Annotated in this window: 17 protein-coding genes and 1 pseudogene; 7 read left to right on the top strand and 11 right to left on the bottom strand. The window is 48.1% G+C overall.

The window, feature by feature from the left end; translation table 11 throughout:
* Positions 1-396 precede the first annotated feature (396 nt).
* Positions 397-620 (top strand): annotated as a pseudogene (locus tag H6F88_RS34665) (GFA family protein); the annotation flags it as partial.
* Positions 621-717: 97 nt separating this feature from the next.
* The gene (locus tag H6F88_RS26035; RefSeq protein ID WP_190645725.1) at positions 718-1,506 is read left to right on the top strand and encodes an ABC-2 family transporter protein; all 789 of its coding nucleotides are present in this window, start codon (positions 718-720) and stop codon (positions 1,504-1,506) included.
* A gap of 267 nt (positions 1,507-1,773) precedes the next feature.
* Here the strand turns inward: H6F88_RS26035 and H6F88_RS26030 are convergent, their stop codons facing one another.
* Positions 1,774-3,111, bottom strand: a complete 1,338-nt coding sequence (locus tag H6F88_RS26030) for an aspartate aminotransferase family protein (protein WP_190645724.1) — start codon at positions 3,109-3,111, stop codon at positions 1,774-1,776.
* Between the two features lie 210 nt (positions 3,112-3,321).
* Between H6F88_RS26030 and H6F88_RS26025 the strand changes: the two genes are divergently transcribed.
* Positions 3,322-4,926 (top strand): glycosyltransferase family 39 protein, encoded by a 1,605-nt coding sequence (locus tag H6F88_RS26025; RefSeq protein WP_190645723.1) that lies wholly within the window; start codon positions 3,322-3,324, stop codon positions 4,924-4,926.
* A 122-nt stretch (positions 4,927-5,048) separates the two neighbouring features.
* Here H6F88_RS26025 and H6F88_RS26020 read toward each other — a convergent pair whose 3' ends face one another.
* The gene (locus tag H6F88_RS26020; protein ID WP_242050715.1) at positions 5,049-5,327 is read right to left on the bottom strand and encodes a Mo-dependent nitrogenase C-terminal domain-containing protein; all 279 of its coding nucleotides are present in this window, start codon (positions 5,325-5,327) and stop codon (positions 5,049-5,051) included.
* Positions 5,328-5,942: 615 nt separating this feature from the next.
* A complete protein-coding gene (locus H6F88_RS26015; RefSeq protein WP_190645721.1) occupies positions 5,943-6,638 on the bottom strand; it encodes a 2,3-bisphosphoglycerate-dependent phosphoglycerate mutase in 696 nt (231 codons plus the stop codon).
* A gap of 149 nt (positions 6,639-6,787) precedes the next feature.
* Here H6F88_RS26015 and H6F88_RS26010 point away from each other — a divergent pair, with 149 nt between their 5' ends.
* The 4 genes from H6F88_RS26010 to H6F88_RS25995 all read left to right on the top strand — a co-directional run bounded on the left by H6F88_RS26010 (position 6,788) and on the right by H6F88_RS25995 (position 10,733).
* A complete protein-coding gene (locus H6F88_RS26010; RefSeq protein ID WP_190645720.1) occupies positions 6,788-7,702 on the top strand; it encodes a branched-chain amino acid transaminase in 915 nt (304 codons plus the stop codon).
* Between the two features lie 78 nt (positions 7,703-7,780).
* Positions 7,781-8,803: a cytochrome d ubiquinol oxidase subunit II gene (locus H6F88_RS26005; protein WP_190645719.1), complete on the top strand. Its 1,023-nt coding sequence runs from the start codon at positions 7,781-7,783 to the stop codon at positions 8,801-8,803.
* A 121-nt stretch (positions 8,804-8,924) separates the two neighbouring features.
* Positions 8,925-9,812 (top strand): D-alanyl-D-alanine carboxypeptidase, encoded by an 888-nt coding sequence (locus H6F88_RS26000; protein ID WP_190645718.1) that lies wholly within the window; start codon positions 8,925-8,927, stop codon positions 9,810-9,812.
* Between the two features lie 204 nt (positions 9,813-10,016).
* A complete protein-coding gene (locus H6F88_RS25995; RefSeq protein ID WP_190645717.1) occupies positions 10,017-10,733 on the top strand; it encodes a DUF928 domain-containing protein in 717 nt (238 codons plus the stop codon).
* 94 nt (positions 10,734-10,827) lie between these two features.
* On the opposite strand, the gene H6F88_RS25990 is transcribed toward H6F88_RS25995, so the two are convergent.
* The 8 genes from H6F88_RS25990 to H6F88_RS25955 form a co-directional block, all read right to left on the bottom strand.
* Positions 10,828-13,695 (bottom strand): tetratricopeptide repeat protein, encoded by a 2,868-nt coding sequence (locus H6F88_RS25990; RefSeq protein ID WP_190645716.1) that lies wholly within the window; start codon positions 13,693-13,695, stop codon positions 10,828-10,830.
* 117 nt (positions 13,696-13,812) lie between these two features.
* The gene (locus H6F88_RS25985; protein ID WP_190645715.1) at positions 13,813-15,783 is read right to left on the bottom strand and encodes a cation:proton antiporter; all 1,971 of its coding nucleotides are present in this window, start codon (positions 15,781-15,783) and stop codon (positions 13,813-13,815) included.
* Positions 15,784-15,960: 177 nt separating this feature from the next.
* Positions 15,961-16,608, bottom strand: a complete 648-nt coding sequence (locus tag H6F88_RS25980; protein WP_190645714.1) for a Uma2 family endonuclease — start codon at positions 16,606-16,608, stop codon at positions 15,961-15,963.
* Positions 16,609-16,652: 44 nt separating this feature from the next.
* A complete protein-coding gene (locus H6F88_RS25975) occupies positions 16,653-17,861 on the bottom strand; it encodes a murein transglycosylase A (protein ID WP_242050714.1) in 1,209 nt (402 codons plus the stop codon).
* 116 nt (positions 17,862-17,977) lie between these two features.
* Positions 17,978-18,259 carry a hypothetical protein gene (locus H6F88_RS25970; RefSeq protein WP_190645865.1) on the bottom strand — a complete coding sequence of 94 codons (282 nt, stop codon included), beginning with the start codon at positions 18,257-18,259 and terminating at the stop codon, positions 17,978-17,980.
* 108 nt (positions 18,260-18,367) lie between these two features.
* Complete coding sequence (locus H6F88_RS25965) at positions 18,368-19,138, bottom strand: hypothetical protein (protein ID WP_190645713.1); 771 nt, start codon at positions 19,136-19,138, stop codon at positions 18,368-18,370.
* A 481-nt stretch (positions 19,139-19,619) separates the two neighbouring features.
* On the bottom strand, positions 19,620-20,960 hold the full coding sequence (locus tag H6F88_RS25960) for a cytochrome P450 (protein ID WP_190645712.1): 1,341 nt from the start codon (positions 20,958-20,960) through the stop codon (positions 19,620-19,622).
* A gap of 274 nt (positions 20,961-21,234) precedes the next feature.
* Positions 21,235-22,338, bottom strand: coding sequence for a hypothetical protein (locus H6F88_RS25955; protein ID WP_190645711.1), 1,104 nt, complete (start codon positions 22,336-22,338; stop codon positions 21,235-21,237).
* Positions 22,339-22,446: the final 108 nt, after the last annotated feature.

Genomic DNA, 22,446 nt, shown 5'->3' with positions numbered 1-22,446 from the left:
ACTTTGGCAGAAGCATAGGATGGGCAAAGAGCGATCGCCCATATTCATCAATGGAAAGCTTTATATCTGGATGCACAAGCGCAGTGCCAGATTTACTGATTCAGTAGCGATCGCTCTTAAGATTTAAGATCCTAGCGTAAGATACAGCTTACGCTAAACAGTTGTGAATTCAATATTCAAGTGTTTGCTGAGCTGTTTAAAGCCTAATGCATCAGAGTTTGTATCAATACCAAACAGGGAAATTGAGGTTCAAGCTACATGCAGAACCTGATTAATTTGGGGCGCGATGCCTTTTATCGGGAGACGTTTGGCAATGAGTACTTCTTTACAGATGTGGTGGTTGCGATCGATGGTTCAATTAATTGGGTGAGTATGGGAAAAGCGATCGCCGACACGACGAGCGACTATCGCGGACGCTATTTCTGCCCAGTTTGCGGCTCCTCGCTCTTCAGTCGCTCGGCTGACGAAATCGAAATCCCTGCCGGTACCTTTGATATGCCGAACCAGGTGACCTCCACCTATGAGCTCTGGGTTTGTCGTCGGGAGAATTGGCTGCCCCGTTCAACGTCGCACGCCGATATGAGCGCGATCGAGAAGGAAGGGCACGCACCGAACCATAACCGAAACCTGATTTAGCTAACTGCAAAGACACTGAAGAGAAAAATTCTTAAATTTTTGGTTAAGTTGACAGTATCTGAATTTTCTACCTTGTTTCCCATGCAAAGTTTTTTTCGTAAAGCCAGTACTCTACTATCCGTCTACTACGCCTACATGGTGGAATATCGGGCAGAACTGTTGTTGTGGATGCTATCTGGGACGCTGCCACTCATTCTTATGGGCGTTTGGGTTGAGGCATCGCGAGAAGGGCAGTTTGGACTGGCACCGCTGGATTTTATTCGTTACTTTCTAGCAGTTTTTCTGATTAGACAATTCACTGTTGTTTGGGTGGTTTGGGAGTTTGAACGAGAGATTGTTGAAGGCAAGCTTTCCTTTCGGCTCTTGCTGCCGCTTGACCCCGGTTGGCACCATTTTGCCTCTCACTTTGCAGAACGGTTTGCTCGGTTGCCCTTTGCTGTGATCCTGGTTGTTCTGTTTTTTACCCTTTATCCACAGGCGATTTGGATACCCAGTTTGTCCAACCTTCTGCTGTTTCTACTGGTCACGTTCATGGCGTTTTGCTTGCGTTTCCTGATGCAATACACTTTCTCCATGCTTGCCTTTTGGACAGAACGCGCCAGTGCAATTGAGCAGTTTTGGTTTCTGTTTTACCTGTTTTTGTCAGGCATGATTGCGCCCCTGGAGATTTTTCCCCCTGTGGTGAGGGCGGTCGTTGAATGGACTCCTTTCCCTTACATGATTTACTTTCCCGCAACGATTTTGGTTGGGTTACCTACAGATGTGGTGCGAGGTTTGCTAATGATGCTGGGCTGGAGTCTAATTTTCTTTGGGTTGAATCGCTGGCTGTGGCATAAGGGATTGAGACAGTATTCAGGGATGGGAGCGTGATACCAAATCCGTCTGTAGAGTAGCGGTAGCGGTAGGGGCGAAGCATTCGGTTACAATCCTTGTAACTGAGGCACAATTCTTTTGCCGAATGCTTCGCCCGTACACCCAATAGTGCTTCTTCACAAAACAGATTCTATATGAGAAGGGATGAAAGACGAGGAATGAGAGTTGCTGGGCGATCGCACCAGTGCTTCTTCCAAAACAGGGAGAGGGATACAGGTCTAGCCTGCATCCCTCTCCCTGTAAAACAATTTTGTTGAAGTGGCGTTAAGCAGTTTCGCGCAGAATGTCTGAAAGCATTTCTACAATTTGATCGATGTGATGTTTTTGGATGATCAGGGGGGGCGAGAGTGCGATGATGTCGCCTGTAGTGCGGATTAGCAACCCTTTCTCGTAAGCTCTTAGGAAACAGTCAAACGCTCGTGCAGTAGGTTTTCCGGAAATAGATTCTAGTTCAATACCAGCCACGAGTCCCATATTGCGAACGTCAATCACATGGGGCAAATCGCGCAGGGAGTGAACCGCATCTTCCCAATAATCAGACAGATCACGAGCGTGTTGAAATAGTCCTTCTTCTTCGTAAACATCCAGGGTTGCCAGAGCTGCGGCACAGGCAAGTGGATGTCCGGAGTAGGTGTAGCCATGCGCTAGCTCGATCGCCTGCTCCGGTCCATGCATGAACGTGTCATAAATCTCTTTGCGAACGAAGACCGCTCCCATTGGAACGGTGCCGTTGGTGATGCCTTTGGCGACGGTGATCATGTCAGGAACTACGCCGAAATGCTCGGCGGCAAAGGAACTGCCCAATCGCCCAAATCCGGTAATGACCTCGTCGAAAATCAGCAGAATGCCATGTTTGTCGCAAATCGCTCGCAGCCGCTCTAAATAGCCCTGGGGGGGAATTAAAACACCCGTTGAGCCAGCCACAGGTTCCACAATCACCGCTGCGATGTTAGAGGCATCATGCAGAGCAACGATTCGCTCTAACTCGTCTGCCAGGTGTGCGCCCCAGGCAGGCTGTTTTCGGCTGAAGGCGTTGTGTTCGAGGCTATGGGTGTGAGGCAGATGATCGACCCCGTTGAGCAGGCTGCCGAAGAACTTCCGGTTGGGGCCAATGCCGCCGACGGAAATGCCGCCAAAGCCAACGCCGTGATAGCCGCGTTCTCGCCCGATGAGTCGCTGACGGGTGCCCTGTCCTTTGGCGCGATGGTAGGCGATCGCAATCTTTAAAGCTGAATCAACCGCCTCAGAACCAGAGTTAGCAAAAAACACATGGTCTAAATCCCCTGGTAGCATCGTCACCAGCCGTTCTGCTAGCTGAAATGCACCTGGATGACCCATTTGAAAGGCAGGCGCATAGTCTAGGGTTGAGACTTGCTTGTGGATTGCTTCAATAATTTTGGGACGACAGTGCCCTGCGTTGACGCACCACAGCCCTGCCGTTCCATCCAGGACTTGCCGACCGTCTTCTGTGGTAAAGTGCATATCTTTGGCGGACACCATGATACGCGGCTTCGACTTGAACTGTCGATTGGCAGTGAAAGGCATCCAGAAAGCTTCGAGATTGGTTGTGGCGATCGCACTGGGATGGGTCAGTTCTTGCATGGTCGGTTTCCGATTAGGGTCGGGTGTGGCGGTCTGCAATGGAGAATATTCTGGAATGTAGAATATGGAATCATTCTACATAGTCTGCTTCGTCTACCTCTTGCATTTGATTCTTTTCGTAAGAAAAGGTCGCCGAGTGATACCTTATACCTTTGCCAGTCCGTTGAACTTCCTTAAACCGCGTTGAATCAAAAATCGAAGGATTAAGCCATGAGACGATCAACTGGGATTCGGAGGCTACAGCCTGCCTGGTTTAAGTACGCACTCGTTGGACTGTTAATCGTTGGCATCATCTTTCGATTTATCAATCTTGATAAAAAAGTTTACTGGCACGATGAAGTTTATACCTCTTTGCGAATTACGGCTCACACTCGTAGTGAGTTGGTCGAGCGAGCGTTCAATGGAAACATCATCACACCAGCCGATCTACAGGAGTATCAGCAGATTGATCCCAATCGCGGCTTTTGGCTAGCAATGTACCTCTCAGGCATTGAGGACGCTCAGCATCCGCCGCTTTATTATGCGATCGCCTACTGGTGGGCGCAGGTATTTGGCACTTCTATTTCAACTATTCGTAGCCTTTCGGCAATTTCCAGCTTGCTTATATTTCCCTGCCTCTACTGGCTTTGCCTAGAACTGTTTGAGTCACGTCTGGTCGCAGGGGTGGCGCTCGCCCTGATGGCAGTCTCTCCCTTTCAAGTTTTGTTTGCTCAGGAGGCACGAGAATATAGCCTCTGGGCTACAACCATTTTGCTCTGTAGCGCAGCATTACTTTATGCAATTCGACGGCAGACAAAATTTGCTTGGACGGTCTATGGGGTGTCGCTGATTGTTTCCCTCTACACCTTCTTGTTTACAGGGTTAGTGGCGATCGGGCACAGCCTTTATGTATTAGCAATCAACCCATCTTATAGTCTGTCTCTTACAGATTTTCGAGTTAACAAATCGATTATTTCCTATGTCATTACCTCAACCATTGCGCTCATTGTTTTACTTCCCTGGTTTTACTTCATCTTCACTTACATCGAAATTGTCAGGGCAACTTCTGCTTGGTCAAGCATTTCTTTACCTCCGTTAATTTCTTTGCAGCTTTCTGCCTTAAATTTCAGCCGCAGCTTTGTTGATTTTGGTCACAGAATTGATAGCCCTGGCGTTTATTGGCTAATCGTTCCCTTTCTATTGCTTCAGCTCTATTCGCTTTATTTCCTTTGTAGCCACACTCCTCTGAGGGTCTGGCTCTTTGTACTAACGCTAATTGGCTCCACCGCACTAATTTTAGGAATACCTGATCTAATTATTGGCGGTCAGCGTTTTACAGTAACTCGTTACCTAATTCCCTGCTTTTTAGGACTGCAATTGTCAACTGCTTATCTGATTGCAGCTTGGCTCAGTTCCATTCATGCTTTTTGGCGACAAATGGGGCTGGCGATCGCCAGTCTGCTAATCGTCTCTGGCATTCTTTCTTGCGCTATGAGTAGCCAAGCTGAAACCTGGTGGAACAAAGTTGTCAGCTACGACAACCCCAAGATTGCTAAAATCATTAACGCTTCAGAGAATCCGATTGTTGTAAGTGATGCCTTCGCTACTAATCCTGGCAATGTCGTTTCTCTGAGTTACCTATTGAATGAAAATGTCAGATTACTGTTGCTTCCAGAAATTAGCAGGTCACCTACCCCGCCTGACATTCCCGAACAGTTCAGCAACATCTTTTTTCTTGACCTTCCGAATGATTATTTAAACCAATTCCAGGAAAAATATCGTTCAAGTCTCACTCTCATTGGGGAAAGAGCCTGGCAGCTTAAAACCAAAGTTTAGCAACGTTGAATACTTGCGGCTTTGTCAAACCGGATTCGCTGCTGACCCTGGAAGAGTGCGATCGCATCAAGCAACTATATAATCACCACTTTCGCAGTCGGGTAATTATGCAAAGCTGCAAATCAGCAATAGCACCGCACATCCTCACCACACTCATCAGCTAAATAACAAAGCGCTCGAAACCGTAAACCAACCACTTCCTCATACAGTGGATTCAGTTTGCACAGTGGCGGAATATGGGCAATTTTGCGACCAAACAAACAGATGTCGCGCTCAAACGGACACTGCACGGGAACGGTGCGACAGATGAAATGAGCCATTGTGGTATTGCGAATATCCAATCCGTTTAACCATTGGCGAATGGGATACAGTGCATCAAATGAAAACAGTTGAGAGTCCATGAAAACACAAGTTGATGAATGAGTAGGTTTGGTTTGGTTCAACATAGCTAGTCTCAAAATGGTGTTAAGTGTGTTACTGGGGAGAAATACCCCTCAAATGAGTCATCGGAAGGTATTTAGTTCGATATATTTGTAGTTTAGTTATAACTCAGGCAAATTCAAATACAGGAAAAATATAAATATCATTTATGTGATATAACTCCTGCTTAATCTTCTCGCTGCCTAGTAGTAACAACACCTTTAACTTCTATCATTCCGGTAACTTCTATCATTCCGGCATCCACGCTTACAGCCATGTTCAGATACATAAGCAATGACGTAGGGGCAGTTCGCGAACTGCTCCTACAGGAGTTTGTGGTTCATGGAAGTAGAAATGTGCTGTGAAAGGGGACTTTAAGCAGTCCAGTTCAATCAAGCAGCTAAACCTGCTGATAGGTTTGGATACACTGGTTAATTTGGCTTGGCAACTGCCTGTATCTGTCACAGCTTAATTGTTCTATCCTCGCTGGCTGTCGCAAGGTGTTTATCGTCGGCTGACAAGTGATGTATCCAATACCTTGCTCATGAGCAACCACGCTACAAATAGTGCTGAAATCTAGAACTTGGTAAACCTGTTTATACCAACACAGTCTTGTGTGTTATTTCGCCCTTTGATGTGATCTCATAGACAATTGGAATTCCGGTTGCCAGTTCCAGAGCAGGCACTTCATCGGGTTCTAGCTGGTCAAGCTGCATAATCAGGGCACGCAAAGAATTTCCGTGAGCAGCAACTAGGACGTTATCGCCCGTCGTCAGATGCTTGAGAATGCGATCGAGAAAAAAGGGTACCGTTCGAGCCACTGTGTCTTCCAGGCTTTCTCCCCCAGGTGGACGAATCGAAAAAGATCGCCGCCATTGGTGAACCACCTCTTCCCCAAACTGCTGCGCCATTTCCGCCTTGTTAAATCCTTGAAGGTCGCCATAGTAGCGCTCATCCAGTGACGAAGACATGAAAATAGGAACTTCATGGCTGTGGTCGCCGCTATATCTGTCCCAGCCGTGCCAGTCGGGGTCGTCTGCCTCATGCTTAAACACAGGACTTTTGCCACCGCAAACGCCGACACATTCTGTTAGACAAATTGCAGCCGTTTCCATTGCCCGCATCAGCAGACTGGTAAAGGCGACGTTGATTTGGTAGGGGCTGATTTTTTGGGCAGCGGCGATCGCCTCCCGTCTTCCCACATGGTTCAGCGGCACATCGACCCATCCGGTAAAGCGGTTTGCCGCATTCCAGGTACTTTGCCCGTGTCGCACCAAAATCAACTTCGCCATGCAACGTTCTTCCTGCGTGAATAGGATTCTGCCCCAGTAAATTTCTGTCTCACATCCTGACACCCCAGTCATACAGATCACTTATAGTAAGTAATGCTAATTTGATGTACTGGGGTAGTCCATCCAACTTCCAGAGGTTTACCTTTACTATGCATGACTTTTTGCCCGTCGCTTACTTTGAAAATCAGTTCGTTCCGTTTAACCAGGCAAAAATTTCTATTGCAACCCACGCTCTGCACTATGGGACTGGAGCCTTTGGTGGACTGCGCGGTATTCCTGATCCGCAAAACCCTAAGCAAATTTTGCTGTTTCGGCTCGATCGCCACTGTCAACGGCTGAGCAACAGCGCCCGACTGCTGCACTACGACCTACCCGCCGACAAAATTCAGCAGATCATCACAGACTTTGTTCAAAAGAACAAACCCGCCACCTCGTTCTACATTCGCCCCTTTGTCTACACCTCAGACTTGGGCATTGCTCCCCGCTTGCACAATGTAAAAAAAGACTTTTTCATCTACGGTTTAGAGCTGGGCGACTACCTCTCACCTGAAGGCGTAAGCTGCCGCATTAGCTCCTGGTATCGGCAAGAAGATCGCAGCTTACCCCTGCGCGGCAAAATCAGCGGAGCCTACATCACCTCCTCCCTCGCCAAAACGGAAGCCGTTGAATCTGGCTTCGACGAATCAATCCTGATGAATTCCCAGGGCAAGGTCAGCGAAGCCTCCGGGATGAACATCTTCATCGTCAGAAATGGCGAGATCTTCACCCCCGGATATGAGCAAGACATTCTGGAAGGCATTACGCGGGACAGCGTCTTAACGATCGCCAGAGATCTGGGTATCAAAGCCACCGAGCGCCCCATCGATAAGTCAGAACTGTTCATCGCTGACGAAGTCTTCCTCAGCGGCACTGCGGCCAAAATCACCCCTGTTAGCCGCATCGAAAACTTCAAACTGCCCACCCATCGCCCCGTTACCGACAAGCTGCGCGAAAAGCTCTCTGCCATTACTGAAAACCGCGATCCAGATTACAAAGATTGGGTGTTTACTATCTCGGTTGAATAAACGTCTACGTTACGCTAACGTTAGCCAACCTTGCCGCCCTAATAGCGGACTGTTGAAACACAGCAATAAAGAGGTTTTATGGAAACGTTAGAGTATTTCCTGCCACAGGTTTGGTTTGGAATTTTGGCCCTATTTCTCTTCCTCTACGTGATGCTAGACGGATTTGACTTAGGCGTAGGCATTCTTTCCCTTACCTCCGACGATGACGAGCGACGCGGTCTTTTAATGACCAGCCTCAGCAATATTTGGGATGCCAACGAAACCTGGCTGGTGTTGATGGGCGGGGGATTGTTTGGTGCATTTCCGCTGGCTTACAGCACGATTTTGAGTGCGCTCTACATCCCAATTTTTCTGATGGTTTTTGGGTTCATCTTCCGTGCCGTCGCCTTTGAATTTCGCGAACAAGCCACTCGCAAGTTTTTCTGGAACATCGCTTTCGGCGGCGGCAGCTTTACGGCGGCACTGGGGCAGGGGTTTGCGCTGGGGGCGGTGCTTAAGGGAATTGCGGTCGACGATGCCGGGCATTTCATCGGCGGCACCTGGGACTGGCTAAGCTGGCAAACGGTGCTGGTGGCTCTCACACTAATCCAGGGCTACGTGCTAATCGGCTCAACCTATCTCGTATGGAAGACTGAGGGAGAGTTACAGGAAACCCACTACAGAACGGCTAAAATTGCCGCCTGGACGACACTCATTGGCGCAGTTTTTATCACGGTTTCAACTCCAATCTTTTATGAAAGTGCCCGAGCCCGATTGTTTCAAGAGCCATTGATTTATATTTTTGCCGTGATTCCAGTTATTGGAATTCTGCTGATTTCTCAACTGCTGTTAAGCCTCAACCGCAAAGCAGAACGCGCTCCCTTTATCTGGACAATTTTGCTGTTTGTGCTGACGTTTATCGGACTGGCGCTCGTTGTTTTTCCTTACATCATTCCAACTGAGATCACGATCTATGAAGCAGCTGCCGATGCCAGTTCACTGGTGATCATGATCATTTTTATCGGATTTTTGATTCCAGTAATGCTGTTTTACAACCTTTACCAGTACGTTGTGTTTCGTGGAAAGGTGACAGGAGGCGAGGGGTATGAAGGGGAAGGATAAGAGATGAGGGGGCGATCGCCATCCTGATATCCTTCACTTAGCGTTGTATGGTAAATTTGCCCGCAGGGTATTGATCTGCATTCTCTACCCTTCCTCCTCACACGCTAAGATTACGAATTCCATGAATCGAATTAGCCATTGGCTGAAGTCTCTCTCGTTGACTGCTGTGCTGCTGGTTGCTGGCAGTCCTATTCATTCTAAAGCTGGTGCAACCGTTGAAAATCCAGCAGTTTTGGTTCAATCGAATGCTGTTGATATCTATGTTCCACCTCCAGAACAAAGAAACAATGGCATCTGTCCAGATGTCCTAGAACCTGTGATCAATAACATCATTGATAGCCCTAGTTTTGCAGGTGGAAGATGGGGCGTTTTAGTTGAGTCTCTAGACTCATCAAATGTACTTTATAGCCGCAATTCTAATCAACTTCTGATTCCTGCTTCTAATGTGAAGCTGTTAACGACTGCTGCTGCTTTGCAAACTTTTGATCCGCAAAATTTGAATGATTCAGCTTCAATGCGAGAAATCATTCGAGTCACAAACTTAAACAGTGACAATGGCTATGCGGACAATCTTTTGCAACGGCTGGGTGGACCTCAAATGGTCAGGAATCTGTTAACTCCGTTAGGGGTTGACCCAAGCGGCTACCGACAAGTCGATGGTTCAGGATTGTCTCGTTCTAATGTTGCCAGTCCGGCTACATTTGTCGCAATTTTGAGAGCGATGGAGTCCGCCGACGGGGGCAATTTCTTCTACTCTTCGCTGCCCACGGGGGGAGTTAGCGGAACGCTAAGAAACCGTTTTCGCAACACGTCTGCCCAAGGTAGAGTTCATGCCAAAACCGGCACCTTGAACGGAGTCAGAGCTTTATCTGGCTATTTGGATAACCCACAATATGGGGAGATTGTCTTCAGTATTCTGGCGAATCAGCCCAATGTGTCAGGTGACACGATGCTACAGGCGATCGATCAGGTCGTGCTGCAACTGTCGCGACTGACCCCTTGTGAATGAAATTCTGTGATGCGCTTAAGTTCGGACTTAAGATCCTAAACTGCGGTTGTTTAAACGGCTGCTAGAAGTGAGACTGGCAACAACACCACAATCAACGTCACTAAGCCCCCTTGAGCGAATTACTTTGCCAGATTTTCACATTGCAGCAACCGTAATTTAGCTCAAAGTACCTGAAGCACAGAACAGAATCTAGGAATAATCGTCATGGTCAGGCTATCCCCCCGTTTCGTGAAATCAACCGTCACCTTGCTGCTGAGTTTGGCGGCGATCGCCAGTTTTTCTAATGTGACCAGTGCCCAGGCGAGTATTCGATTTAATTCTCCTTCGATTGGAGCGCCCGGAAACCGTGAAGCTGGCGCGTCGCGGAGTGCGCCCTGTGCAGCCAGCGATCGCGGACTGGTTGCCTTGCTGCCTGAAACCAACTTAGGCTTAACCACCCAAGCCTATCCAACCTTCTTTGCCTATCTGCCCCCGACCACTGCGACCACAGCGGAGTTTGTCCTCTATCACGAAGGCACTGACGAGTTAGTCTACAGCACCTCATTTGAAATCACTGGAAATCCTGGAATCGCTAGCATTCAACTGCCTGAACAGGCGGGGCAAAGACCCCTTGAAGTGGGCGAAAGCTATTACTGGTATTTCACGATTATCTGCAATGCCGACGAGCGGTCTGCCGATATGAGCGTGCAGGGTGGGGTGCAGCGAGTTGCACCTGACTCTAGCTTGCTCAACCAGGTTCAAACTGCTCAGCCTCAGGAAATTCCAATCATCTACGCTGAGGCAGGCATCTGGCATGAAGCGCTCTCGACGCTAGTCGAATTGAGCCGCGCCAACCCTAACGATCCGACCGTGAACGCTAACCTGGATGAGCTGTTGGGTTCTGTAGGGTTAGGGGCGATCGCTAACGAACCGTTGTTTTAGGGGCTAGGGGCTAGGGTGTGCTGTAAGACTGTTTCAGGTTCCAAACCCTCCTGGATAAGGGAGTTTTCAACCCCTAGCCCCTACTTCCTAGCCCCTAATCCTCCACTAACTGCCGGAACCACTCATCTTCCCAAAGTGAATCAAAGCTGGGATCGGCTTTAGCATCGTCGCGATATCTGCGGTTGAGTCCGATCGCCCGTTGAAGATTCTCTAGCCCCGGATCGACTTCTCCTTGCAGCACATAGCAGACAGCTTTGTTGTAGTAGGCGTTGGCGTAGTCGGGTTTGAGGTCGAGGGCTTTGTCAAATTGGGCGATCGCTTCCCGGTCGCGTCCCAGTTTCACCAGGGCATAGCCTTTTTTGTCTAGCGCTTTGAAAGAATCGGGCTTGAGTCGGAGAACGCGATCAAAAGAGGCAAGCGCATCTTCAAATCGACCCAGTTCTTCTAGCGCTAAGCCGCGATTGAGCCATGCGACGGAGTCATCGGGTTGGCATTGGGTAGCCCGGTCAAAGGCTTTGAAGGCTTCTTCGTGGCGTTGCAGAGTGCCTAGTGCTACGCCGCGATTGACCCAGGCTTCGTGGTAGTCGGATTTAAGGTCAATGGCTTTATCGAAGGAGGCGATCGCATCTTCCTGGCGCTTCAAGCGACTCAGGGTTAATCCTCGGTTGAGCCATGCTTTCGCGTCCTGTGGCTGTACTTGAACGGCTTTGTCTAAGTCAGCAAAGGCATCTTCGTAGCGCTTCAGTTCTCTCAGGCTGACGCCCCGGTGATACCAGATGGCAGGAATGTCAGCGTTAAAGTCCAGAGCTTTGTCAAAGTTGGCGATCGCCGACTCGTGCTGCTGCATTTCCTGGAGGCTTCGACCCCGCTGATACCAAACTTGAGGATTGTTGGGCTGCACCTCAAGCGCCTGATCGTATTGAGCGATTGCCCCTTCGTAGCGCCCTTCCTCAAATAGCGTGTTGCCCTGAGTAATGTAGTCGTCTGCCGTCATGAATAGCTGAGGACGGTTTGACCGCAGCGTTTCTAGCTGTTGGGCAATCTCCTGAAGGCGTTGCTGAAGGTCAGACTCAAACGATTCGGCAATGAACTGCGGCGACACTTCGGCAAGCTGCTGGAGGATTTGCTCTTTACGGCTCTGAGCATCGGATTGAACGGCGGATAGCTGGTTAGCAATTTCTGCTTCCAGCTTTTGCAAGTTTTGCAGAATCCCGTCTTTTTCCTTTTGCACGTCAGTTTGCAAAGTAGACTCTAGCTCAGATACCTTTGCTGCAAATCGGGTTTCCAGTTTCTCTACATTTTGGCGAATAATGTCTTTTTGCGATCGCGCATCTGATTTCACCTCAGACAATTGGTTCGCTAGCTCAGCCTCCATCTTCTCCAGGTTCTCAAAGATGCGCTGCTTGCGCTCATCAGAGGCAGTTTGCAGTTCGGTAAGCTGCGCCTCAATTTCAGACCGGAGCCTGTCTAGATTTTCCAGCGCCACATCTCTCATTCCCTGTGCGCCCTGCTGAAGCTGAGAGAGCTGGTCAGAAAATCCTGACTGCAAGCCATCCAGATTCTGCAGCACTTCTTCTCTGCGTCCCTGAATGCCCTGAAGTAGCTCAGCCAGTTGGGTTTCTGCCTGTGCCTGCAAGCGCTCCAGGTTTTGCAACGTCTCATCTCTGAGCCCTTGAACGCCTTGCTGCACTTCAGCAAGCCGCGTTTCTGCGTCAGATTCTAGTTTTTCCAAGTTTTGCAGGGTTTCTGCCTGACGATTTTGAGCGCTAGCCCGCAGGGATGCAGACTGAGCTGCCAGATCAGACTCCAGTTTTTTCAGGTTTTGTAGCGTGCCGTCTTTATGTCCTTGTGCGTCTGATTGAAGCGCATTCATCTGTGACGCAACTTCCGACTCTAGCGTCTTCAGGTACAGCAAAATAGAGTCGCGCTGCTGCTGAATTTGAGACGCTGCGCTCTGCTGAAGCTCGTTAAACTTGGGAGCTAGTTCTGCTTCCAGTCCACCCAGGCGTTCAAACACATGATCTTTTTGCGTCGTAACTTCGGATTGCAGGGCAGCTAGACGAGCGACAAATTCTTGTTCGGATTGCTCCAGGTGTTGCAGAGATTGGTCTTTGCGGGCGATCGCCCCTGCTCCCAATTCGTTCAACTGTACCCCAAAGTTTTGTTCTGCTTCACTCAGGTTTTGCAAGACCTGATCTTTCTGGGAAATCGTGTGCGATCGCAATTCGTCTAGCTGGCTAGTAAAATCTTGCTCTGAAGTCACCAGGTGTTGTAGCGTCTGGTCTTTCCGGTTCACCACATTCACCTGAACCTCAGACAACTGAGCCGCCAAGGTGGATTCTGAATCATCCAGCTTTTGTTGAATTGCTTTCAGATGTGTCTCAAACTCAGCAGCAGTCTTGTCTTTAAGCTGAGTGATTTCAGCGATCAGTTTCGACAAAACATCACGCTTGCTGCCCACTTCAGCCTGAAACTTGTCGGCATACTGGCTTAGCTCGTCAGCGATATCTTCAGCTTCTTGCAGAATCGAATCGACTTCCGCCTTAGTTTTGACGATTTCGCCTTCCAGGTCGCCCAACTCCTTAACGTGGTTTTTGGCGATCGCCGTTACTTCTCGAATTACAGCTCTTCTCAATAGCCAGAGGCCTGCGATCGCCCCCACCAGCAACAGCGCCAGTACTGCCAGCAAAACGTTAAACAATGTCGTTGTGCGGCTAAAAACTTGATTGGCTTCAGCCTGTACCTGTTCCTGGGTTTGCTGTGCTTCGCGCAGTCGCTCCAGTTCTTCGCGCTCTTCTGCTGTCAGCCGTTGCGCCAGGATCAACTTAGAAGAATCTAACTCTGTCAGCGATTCTGCCGATCGCGCAGGCAGAGCCACAAACCCAATCGACCCTAGCAAAAAGGAAAGGGCGATACCGCTCTGGGCTACCAATGCAACGACTTTATGATTCTTGCGCTTCATCAGGGTTTTCCTTGTCAGTCGGTCAGGGTTCAGGGGTCACAATCGATCGGTCAAATTTTGCGATCGCTACTTCCTCAAGTCTAACCAGTAGTCGGTTATGGAGATTTTGACAAGTCCTTAGCTCGAAGTTGACGATTGAGCCGCTTCTGCCTCTGTCGGTTCTTTTAACAATTCTTGGGACAACGATTCTGATAGAGGCGAAGCAGGAATCGGAATTTCTTCTACCTCAGACAGCTTCTCAATCGCAAGACGGGTTTGAGGTATCCCACCTGACAAACGTTTGAGCAGTTTGGGGCGTGGGTCGTGGAGCAAGTAAATGATGCGATCGCCTACCTGCCAGTCTTCTGCCGCAGTCACCACCAGCAACCGACCTTCTCGCTCAACCAGCAGCGGCACCAGTTCCTCTGCCCGAATCAGGGCTCTGAGATGCGCCTGCTGAAACAATAGACCCGACTCCCGCAATGTCGTTTCACCCAGTTTCACGGACCCGTCGCTGAGATAGCGATTCCAGGTTTTGAGCGGCATTTGCGCCATAAAAGCGGGTTGAGCTTTGGTTTTAGCGGCTGGGTTTGCGTTCTGCGACTCGCTTGGCGGTAGCACTGCCAAAACTCTAGGTGGGCTAAATTCCTCGGCGGCTCGTTGTGCCAACACCAAATTCACTTCGCCGTTGTTGGTCATCGCCAAAAACGTTCCTGCCGTTGCTAGACCTGCCTTTTCTAGCACCTCAGTATCTAAAGCGCTGCTGGCAAATACGGTGATATTTTCTAGCTCAGCTTCTCGACAGGCTTCCTGGTCGGTATCGATTAAAACGGCTAATTCTCCCCGATCTTTAAATATCCGTGCAATTAAGCGGCTCACCGGATTACAGCCCACAATCACAGCTCCGGTTGCCTGAGTTGAGGTAATCCGAAGCAAACGGGCAACCCATCCTGCGGTCAGCCCTTGCAAAAATACAGTCGAAAGGATCGTGAGGAAGACCAGCGCCTTGATCGAGTCACCCCCGTTGATCCCCCGCTCCGTGAGCAGAATTGCAAACAAAGAGGCAACCGAGGCAGAAACAATTCCTTTGGGGGCAACCCAGCAGACAAATAGCTTTTGCCGCCAATTCAGTCCGCTATTCCAGGTGCAAAGCCAAACCGTGATTGGGCGGATCACAAACATCAGCACTGCTACCGTTAAGATTGCGCCGCGACCCAGGGCGAAGACGCTAGCCAAAGACAAATCAGCAGCTAGCAGAATAAACAATACTGAAACTGCCAGGATGGTTAACTGTCCCTTAAATCGTCTCAGCAGCCGTTCTTCAGGAACGGAGGAGGCACGCAGCACGATTCCAGCAACGACGGTGGTCATCAGTCCAGCTTCACTGCGAATCGTTTGAGCTAGACCAAACAGTCCCCACAAGCCTGCCAGGACGACCAAATTCTTCAACTCATCAGAGAGAAAGTCTGCGCGTTTGAGGATTAACCCCAACAGCCAGCCACCGGCTGCCCCAATGCCTGCACCGATCCCCAAGCGAATCACTAGACCGCTGACGACGTAGAGGGGATCGGTATCTCCGTTGAGAATAATGTCCAGGACAACGACCGCCAAAATTGCGCCAACAGGGTCAATTAGAACCCCTTCGCCCTCTAACAAAGCAGAAACCTGGCGATCGACTTTTACCTGCTTCAGCAGCGGACTGATGACAGTTGGGCCAGTGACAACGACTAGTGCTGCGTAGAGAAAGGCGATCGCCCAGGGAAACTCACCCAGCCAGTGGGCTGCCATGCCGCCGCCCAGCAAAGTAATCAGAGTGCCGAAGGTAACAAGATTGCGTAAGCTTCCCGAAACTCTGCCAATTTCCCGCAGTTCCAGGTTTAAGCCGCCTTCAAATAGAATCAGTGCCACCGAGAGAGCAACAATCACCTCCAGCCCCGTTCCCAGAACGTTGGGGTGAAGTATGCCGATGCCATCAGAACCCAGCAAAATTCCAAACAGCAGCAGGAATACGATGCTAGGTACTTTCAGGTAATCTGCCACAACCTGAGCGCTAATCCCGGCTATGACGGTCATTACCATCTGTAGCGTAATCTCAAACGGAGTATCCATAGATTTCGCTGGGGCAGGTTAACCCAGTTTTGACGGCTGGGTCTGTTTGCTCTTGCTTGGATTCAACCTACGATAGCAACCTGTCAAGCATAGCTTTAGATGGTGCATAAGCGATGGAATAGATTCAGATCAGAGTTGTTTAATCTCTTTGATCATAATTTGGGATTTATTTTGAACTTACAAATTTGCCTGAAATTGCTGAAGCAACCAGGCACAAACTTGAGATTGATTAACCTGACGAGTACGGTGCAAAGCTTCTTCTAAAAGAGAAATCTCTAAACTTGGTGAAATATTAGATTGCTCAATTCGCCTGCTGCCACGATCGGCGATCGCAAAGGCAATAATTTGCACATTCTGTACGTCTACAATCCAGTATTCAGAAACACCAATATCTTCATAAAGCAATCGCTTCTCATCCTTATCATCTGCCAGAGAACTATTAGCAACTTCAATCACTAAATCAGGTGCAGGATAGGTTCCTAGATTAATAACTGAGGTTCCCCAAGGCATAGCATCCGCATTCTCCCCAACGTAGTAGGACACATCCGGTTGAGCTTCTTGCACTCCAGTCTTGCGATAGGTGCAGTTTGTTAACCCGTTGACTAGGATTTCTTTGATGCTGCAAAAAAGATTAACCGCAAAAGTAATAATTGTGTTGTCACTGGCGTGATCGTGCCCCAAAGGTGTCATTTCCAGCCTTAATTTGCCATTCCAGTAATAACTTTTAGCTGACGCATAAGCAGGATTTTCAATCGCCTGAATGTACTCATTCCAGGTTGACGAGATCCACGTATCTGGCTTTGGCTGAGTGGGTGAATTACTCATCAATCAGTCTATTTTTAAATAGTCTTTGTTGATTTATAGTATGGCTAATCTTTGAGCAACAGGTAATAGAGTTGTCCGGTACCGTTGATTAGTCCGGCGCGATCGCCCGCCTGCTCTCCCGTTCCCATAAAAATATCGACTCGTCCTGCTCCTCGAATTGCCCCACCTGTATCCTGATCCAACACAAAACGGCTGACGGATCGGGGTTCTAATTCTCCAGCAAAATTCGTGTAGGGAATCTGAGTTTGAATCAGTGCTAAAGCTCCCGGTGGCATGAGGGATTTGTCAGTAGCAATCGACCGCTCTGCGGTGACGGGTACGCCAAGGCTACCGATCGCCGCTGATCCTCTGGTTTCCTGGAAAAATACAAAGCGGTTGTTGCGCGGAATGTACAGGTCTAAATCAGCCGGATTTTGCTCAAAATATTGAATTAGAACGGGAAGCGACAACTCTTCTAAAGTAAATTTGCCGTCATTCACCAGTTCTCGTCCCAGGCTGGCGTAGGGATATTCGGTACGTCCAGCGTAGCCAACGGTCATCGTGCTGCCGTCTGTAAGCTGGAGACGGGCTGATCCCTGCACCTGCACCAAGAAAGCTTCAAGGCGATCGCTCAGCCACACCATCTCCAGCCCTCTCAACAACCCCGCTGAACCCTGCAACCCGTCTGTACCTTCAAGCTGCAGCCGTGTTGGATGGGGCTGTGCCCATTGCGCCAGGTTAGGCGGCACACGATAGAGCGGATATGGGTACTCAGCAGTGCGAACCCGACTGGCATGATAGGTCGGCTCAAAGTAACCGGTAAACTCAACCGTGCCTGCGCCGTCAGTGCCGATCGCCTGATAAAAGTCAAACTCTCGCAGCACCGCAATCTGTAGCTGAGCCGGAGCAGGATGTGCCAGCACAAGCTGCCGAAACCGCTCTAAACTGCGCTGGACGCGATCGCGTGTAATTCCCGGCACGGGATGCTGCCTGTAGTCCTCTGCTGCTGCCGGGGTCTGCAAATAGTGAAGGCTATGGGCGATCGCCGCTAATAGGGTTTGACGCTGACTCAAGCTTGCCAAAGACTCATCAGGCAACAGCCCTGACTCAGAACTTTGCTGCTCTAGTGACATCGGATCAACTCGCCTTAAAGGAGTGTCCTCAGACCCAACAGCTACCAGAGCTACACCCAGTACTAGACTCAGGCTCAGACAGAAAAGGGCGATCGCTTTCATTACAGGGCGGTAGGCAGTAAGTGAAAAAACTCGTTCCAAGGCTCTGCCTTGGAATCCACAATTGGAAGTGCCTCCTAAAGCTAAGTAGTGGCAGAGCTACTTGAGGGGCATTCCCAGGTAAAACCTGGGAACGAGGACTGGCTCCCATCCTTTCGCTAAAACCGATCAACGCTAGAGCTAAATATCGGTTCTACTCGAATGGCAATCACGCGGGAGGGACGGATCACCATGTACTCGCCCTGAATGTTTTTAATTGGGACGCTGATAAAGTCATCAGAACTCGACTTGGGCACGAGTTCGCCGCTGTACCATTTCTGAAATTCTTGAATCGTGGCAAAGCGCACTTCCTCGCGATGTCCGCCCTCAATCATCAGGTGAACTGCATACTCTGTTGGCGTTCTGGCGTAACGGCTTTTGGACTTTTCACGCCCTCCCATCACCGCATCTTCTGAACCTGGATTATCTACCATAAACTTTAATCTTGTTCCTACAACCCTACAATTAAACCAAAATAATTGTGGAGACGCGATTCGTTGCACATCGCACTACGATTGCAGCAGATTGAACTGTTGCAGATGAGATTCGATCGCTTGAGGCAAGGTTTTCCTCAATTCTGTTTTATTTCGAAACAAGAGATGATTACGACTGGGCACATCAAACGGAAACTGCCCCGCTACATCCGATCGCTCCATTTGCGTTAGCAAAATCTGTTCTGCTCGTTTTGCCTGTAGCGCATAACCAACCTCGACACAAACCTTGGGGCTGGGGATCAACTGCGGCGGATCTCCATCGACCTGCAAAATCGGCGTACTGTCTGCAATAAACAGTAACGTCCGTCGAATTTTTCGCATTAAAGTACTGCTCAACCTGACCGGGCCTTCACTCAGCCGATGGGATTCTTCTAACTTGAGCGGCAGGCGCGATCGCTTATTAAACCGCTCAATCAAATCTTGTAGTTCCTCCCGTAGCAAATCGCTCGACTGAGAATACTCTGTCTGATAGCAAAGGAAAATCGTCGGATCGAGATTCGCCATCACATCTAGCTTGGTGAAGTAAACTTCATGGCTGGTTAAATCGATATTGGCGATCGCATACGTACCGCTGCCCTCGATGTAGAACTCAACCGAGTCACCTTCTAGGTAGCGCCGAAACCAATCAGACTGCTTAACTTCGTCAATTTCATCTAAAAAGTCAGCCCGCAATGCTGACTTAAGCAAGCTCTTTTTGCTGAGGCGCAGATCGTAGGAACGCTTCTCTAATTCCTGAATCGGTTCATACTCTGGAAGATACCAGGCTTTAACGGCAATAATCGCCATAACGCGCTTCTACCTGCCCCTTGTTTAAAACAACAACAGCACCCAAACCGTTACTAGCTGAGTGACTTCCTCTCTTTCGTGATTTTATCTAGAGTTGCACTAATTGAGCTTTCGGTCAAACGGTCAAGCTATCGGTCAAATCAATTAGTTGCAGCGCTCCCTTGTCAACCAGAAGTAGGAAATATCAACGTTCTGCGCGGGTGCTGTTGGGTTGGACGAGACAGATTTGAATTAAACAGCGCTTTTTACCTCTGTGGTAGTGTGAACGTTTCTCGAACTTGGCTGTTAAATCTGCCAGGGAAGCTTTGTAGCTTCATCTATCACTATAGATCCGCCACTCTAGGAATCAAGCCTGTGAAACCAAAGTTTACTCTGAGCAATGTTTAGCCACATTTGCTGATGAAGGTTTAGCGATCGCCCTGATTTTATATGAATGCTGACCCGTAGGTTGGGTGAAGCAAAGCGTAACCCAACACCACTTTTACCGCTTCCCAGTTATCACCATCTGAACCCCACCTGTCGGAGCAAGCGTAAACCCACGACGTTGCATCTTAACGGGTTTATCCTCCGCCAAAGCAAGTTCATACTTGGATAGGATTGTCGCGAGAACCAGTTTCATCTCTAACTGAGCCAAGGCGTATCCCAAACACCGCCGACTTCCACCTCCAAAAGGGAAGTATTCAGAAGGAGAGTACTGCCGCTCCAAAAAACGTTCTGGCTTAAACTGTTGAGCATTGGGATACAAGTCCTCGCGGTAATGCACTAGATAAATCGTCGGCATTAAAGTTGTCCCAGCCTCAAACAAATATCCTCCGATCTTCACAGGTGACTTAGCAATGCGCGGAAAAATGATAGGAAGGACTGGATACATTCGCAGCGTTTCTTGACAAACTGCCGTCAGATAGGAAAGTTGAGCAATTTTCATAGGGGATGCTTCCCCTATACTGTCTAATTCCTTAAGCAGCTTCTCACGAACATTTGACTGTTGATGAATTTGATAAAAAGCCCAGGCAAGAGTCGTTGCTGTAGTTTCATGTCCTGCAAACAAAATTGTCAACAACTCATCTCTTAATTCATCATCAGTCATCGCTTGCCCATTTTCATCTCGTGCCGATAGCATCAAGCTCAGCACATCAGTACGTCCCTCGGTTTCACTCACTCTTCTCTCTTCAATCTCTGCCTGGAGTAAGCTGTGAACCTGACGCTGACGCTGTCTCATTCGCCCCCAAGGAGTCCATGTGCCCCAATCTTGTTGTAGAAACTCGAAAAATAACATGCTGGATCGAAGGGGAGAATCAGTCATGTTTATCCAATCCGTCAGGAGGGGTTTAAGCTGCTGATAACGCTCTCCTTCACTCAATCCAAAGACAACTTGCAAAATTACTTCCAGGCTAATTTGTTGCATGGCAGTTCGCGCCACAAAAGGCTGACCAACCTGCCACTGGCTAGCAACTTGTTCAGTAATCAGGCAAATTTGTTTAGCGTAAGTTTGTAGCCTTTCCCCATGAAAGGGTGGCATTAACAATTTGCGTTCTCGTCGATGGCGATCGCCATCCAACAACATCAGGGAGTTTCGCCCTACCAACGGTTCTGCAAGAGCATTTCCGCAACCGATATCAAACTTAGAATCTTGATTAAAAATCTCTTGAATGACTTGCGGATTGCCAATCACCACATAAGGTCTAGTGCTATTCAGCCGTACAGTAAAAATATCTCCATACTTCTGGCTGTATCGATCTTGAGAACCGAGCGGATCGGCAATCCAAGTGATTAGTTGCCATAAAGGAGGAGCAGTAACACAGTTTGGTAGTTGCTCTGTCATATCATTTCCTCACATTTCTCGCTGAGTTATGTGTATGACTTAACTCTACATTAGAGACAGAAACTCAACGGTCAGAACTAGCCGCAGCAAATATTACTCAATGAAGGCGATCGCCTTTCTATGAAGGGGAAGCGATCATCTACAGAAAGCTAAAATGCTTTTTCCTTAAGCTCTTGCAAAGACATACAACAATGCTCCAACAGAAGCTGACACTTTAATTTTAATTGAATCGTCTACAACCATGCTTACTTAATCTATGTTAGTCATCAACTAACTAACCTTTATCTTCTAATTCAGGATCACTACCTTTAAGCAGAAATACTCGACTACCTTCCATATATTTTTGCTTAAACTTACTATCAAGTGATATAAATTCTCTATTCAACTCGATTTCTGGTTCACCTAGCAAAAGGTGATTTAGCTTGTCAGCTATAATCACAGCCGATTTACGAATCCCCTCTTTCGATTCACTAGTGTCAATTCCTGCCTGCTCAAGTTTTTTGTTTAGCTCAAGAACACTTTCTATAACTTCAGTTTGCCTGGAAATCGCCTGAATCTTACCTTCATTAGTATATTTCCTGTAAAAGAATGAAATTGTATCTTTAACAAGTTCTCCAAGTATGTTTATGACTTTGGCTTCCCCAAAGTTTTTTGCAAACAAACTACCTGATTCTATTTTGATGATTTTAAGAGGAAACTCAAGCTCAAAAACGTTTATGAGTAAACATAATTCCGAGTATATTTCTTGAATCGCGTTTAATTTTTCAATAAACTCTTTACATAAATAGCTAGAGGTCAAAAAAATGGTCATCTCCTGAAAAGATTCTCCATATTCAACCTGCTCCAGCAAATTTCTTCTTAAAGAGTCAATAAAGCCAACTATGGTTTCAAAACTCTCGATTGAATTCTTGGCAGAGTAAACAATATCAATAACATATCTGTAGGAGTCCTTCCGAAGGAAACGCTCATAACTCTCACTAAAGTTCTCTAAATGATTAAGAAGACCAGCAAAGAGGTTGTGATCTCCACCTAATTCGTGAATAAGTTCATTAATTGCTTCTTCGAGGTTTGCAATGCCAGCAAAAAATTTCCTTGTTGGAACTGCTTCTATCACCCGACACACCGAGATGGACTTATCTCGCAATAACAGTGTTTTATCTTGTATTTCAGTCCAGTCTATATCATCATACTTCCCGTCCAGATAATTATTGGCTGGCAACGTGACTATTTGAAGCGTGTCAATCAGTTCAGCAACTAAATTACTTTGATCCGCAATTTCTTTGATAATTGCAAATACAGAACCTTTAGCATCTATTAAATTTCTAAATTTCTCTAGTTTTTCCAGTAAGTAGTAAGAGTTTATCGCGATTTTGAGCAACGACAACTATTTTTGATCAATATAGCTCAACCTAGAAAAAAGTATTGGATTTTGAGGATAAGCTTTGCTTACCGGCAACTTGATGATAGGGAGTGATTAATAACTCTC

It is taken from the genome of Oculatella sp. FACHB-28 (assembly GCF_014696015.1).
In the GTDB taxonomy this organism is placed as follows: domain Bacteria; phylum Cyanobacteriota; class Cyanobacteriia; order Elainellales; family Elainellaceae; genus JAAUTN01.
This window is presented reverse-complemented; position numbering and strand designations above follow the sequence as displayed.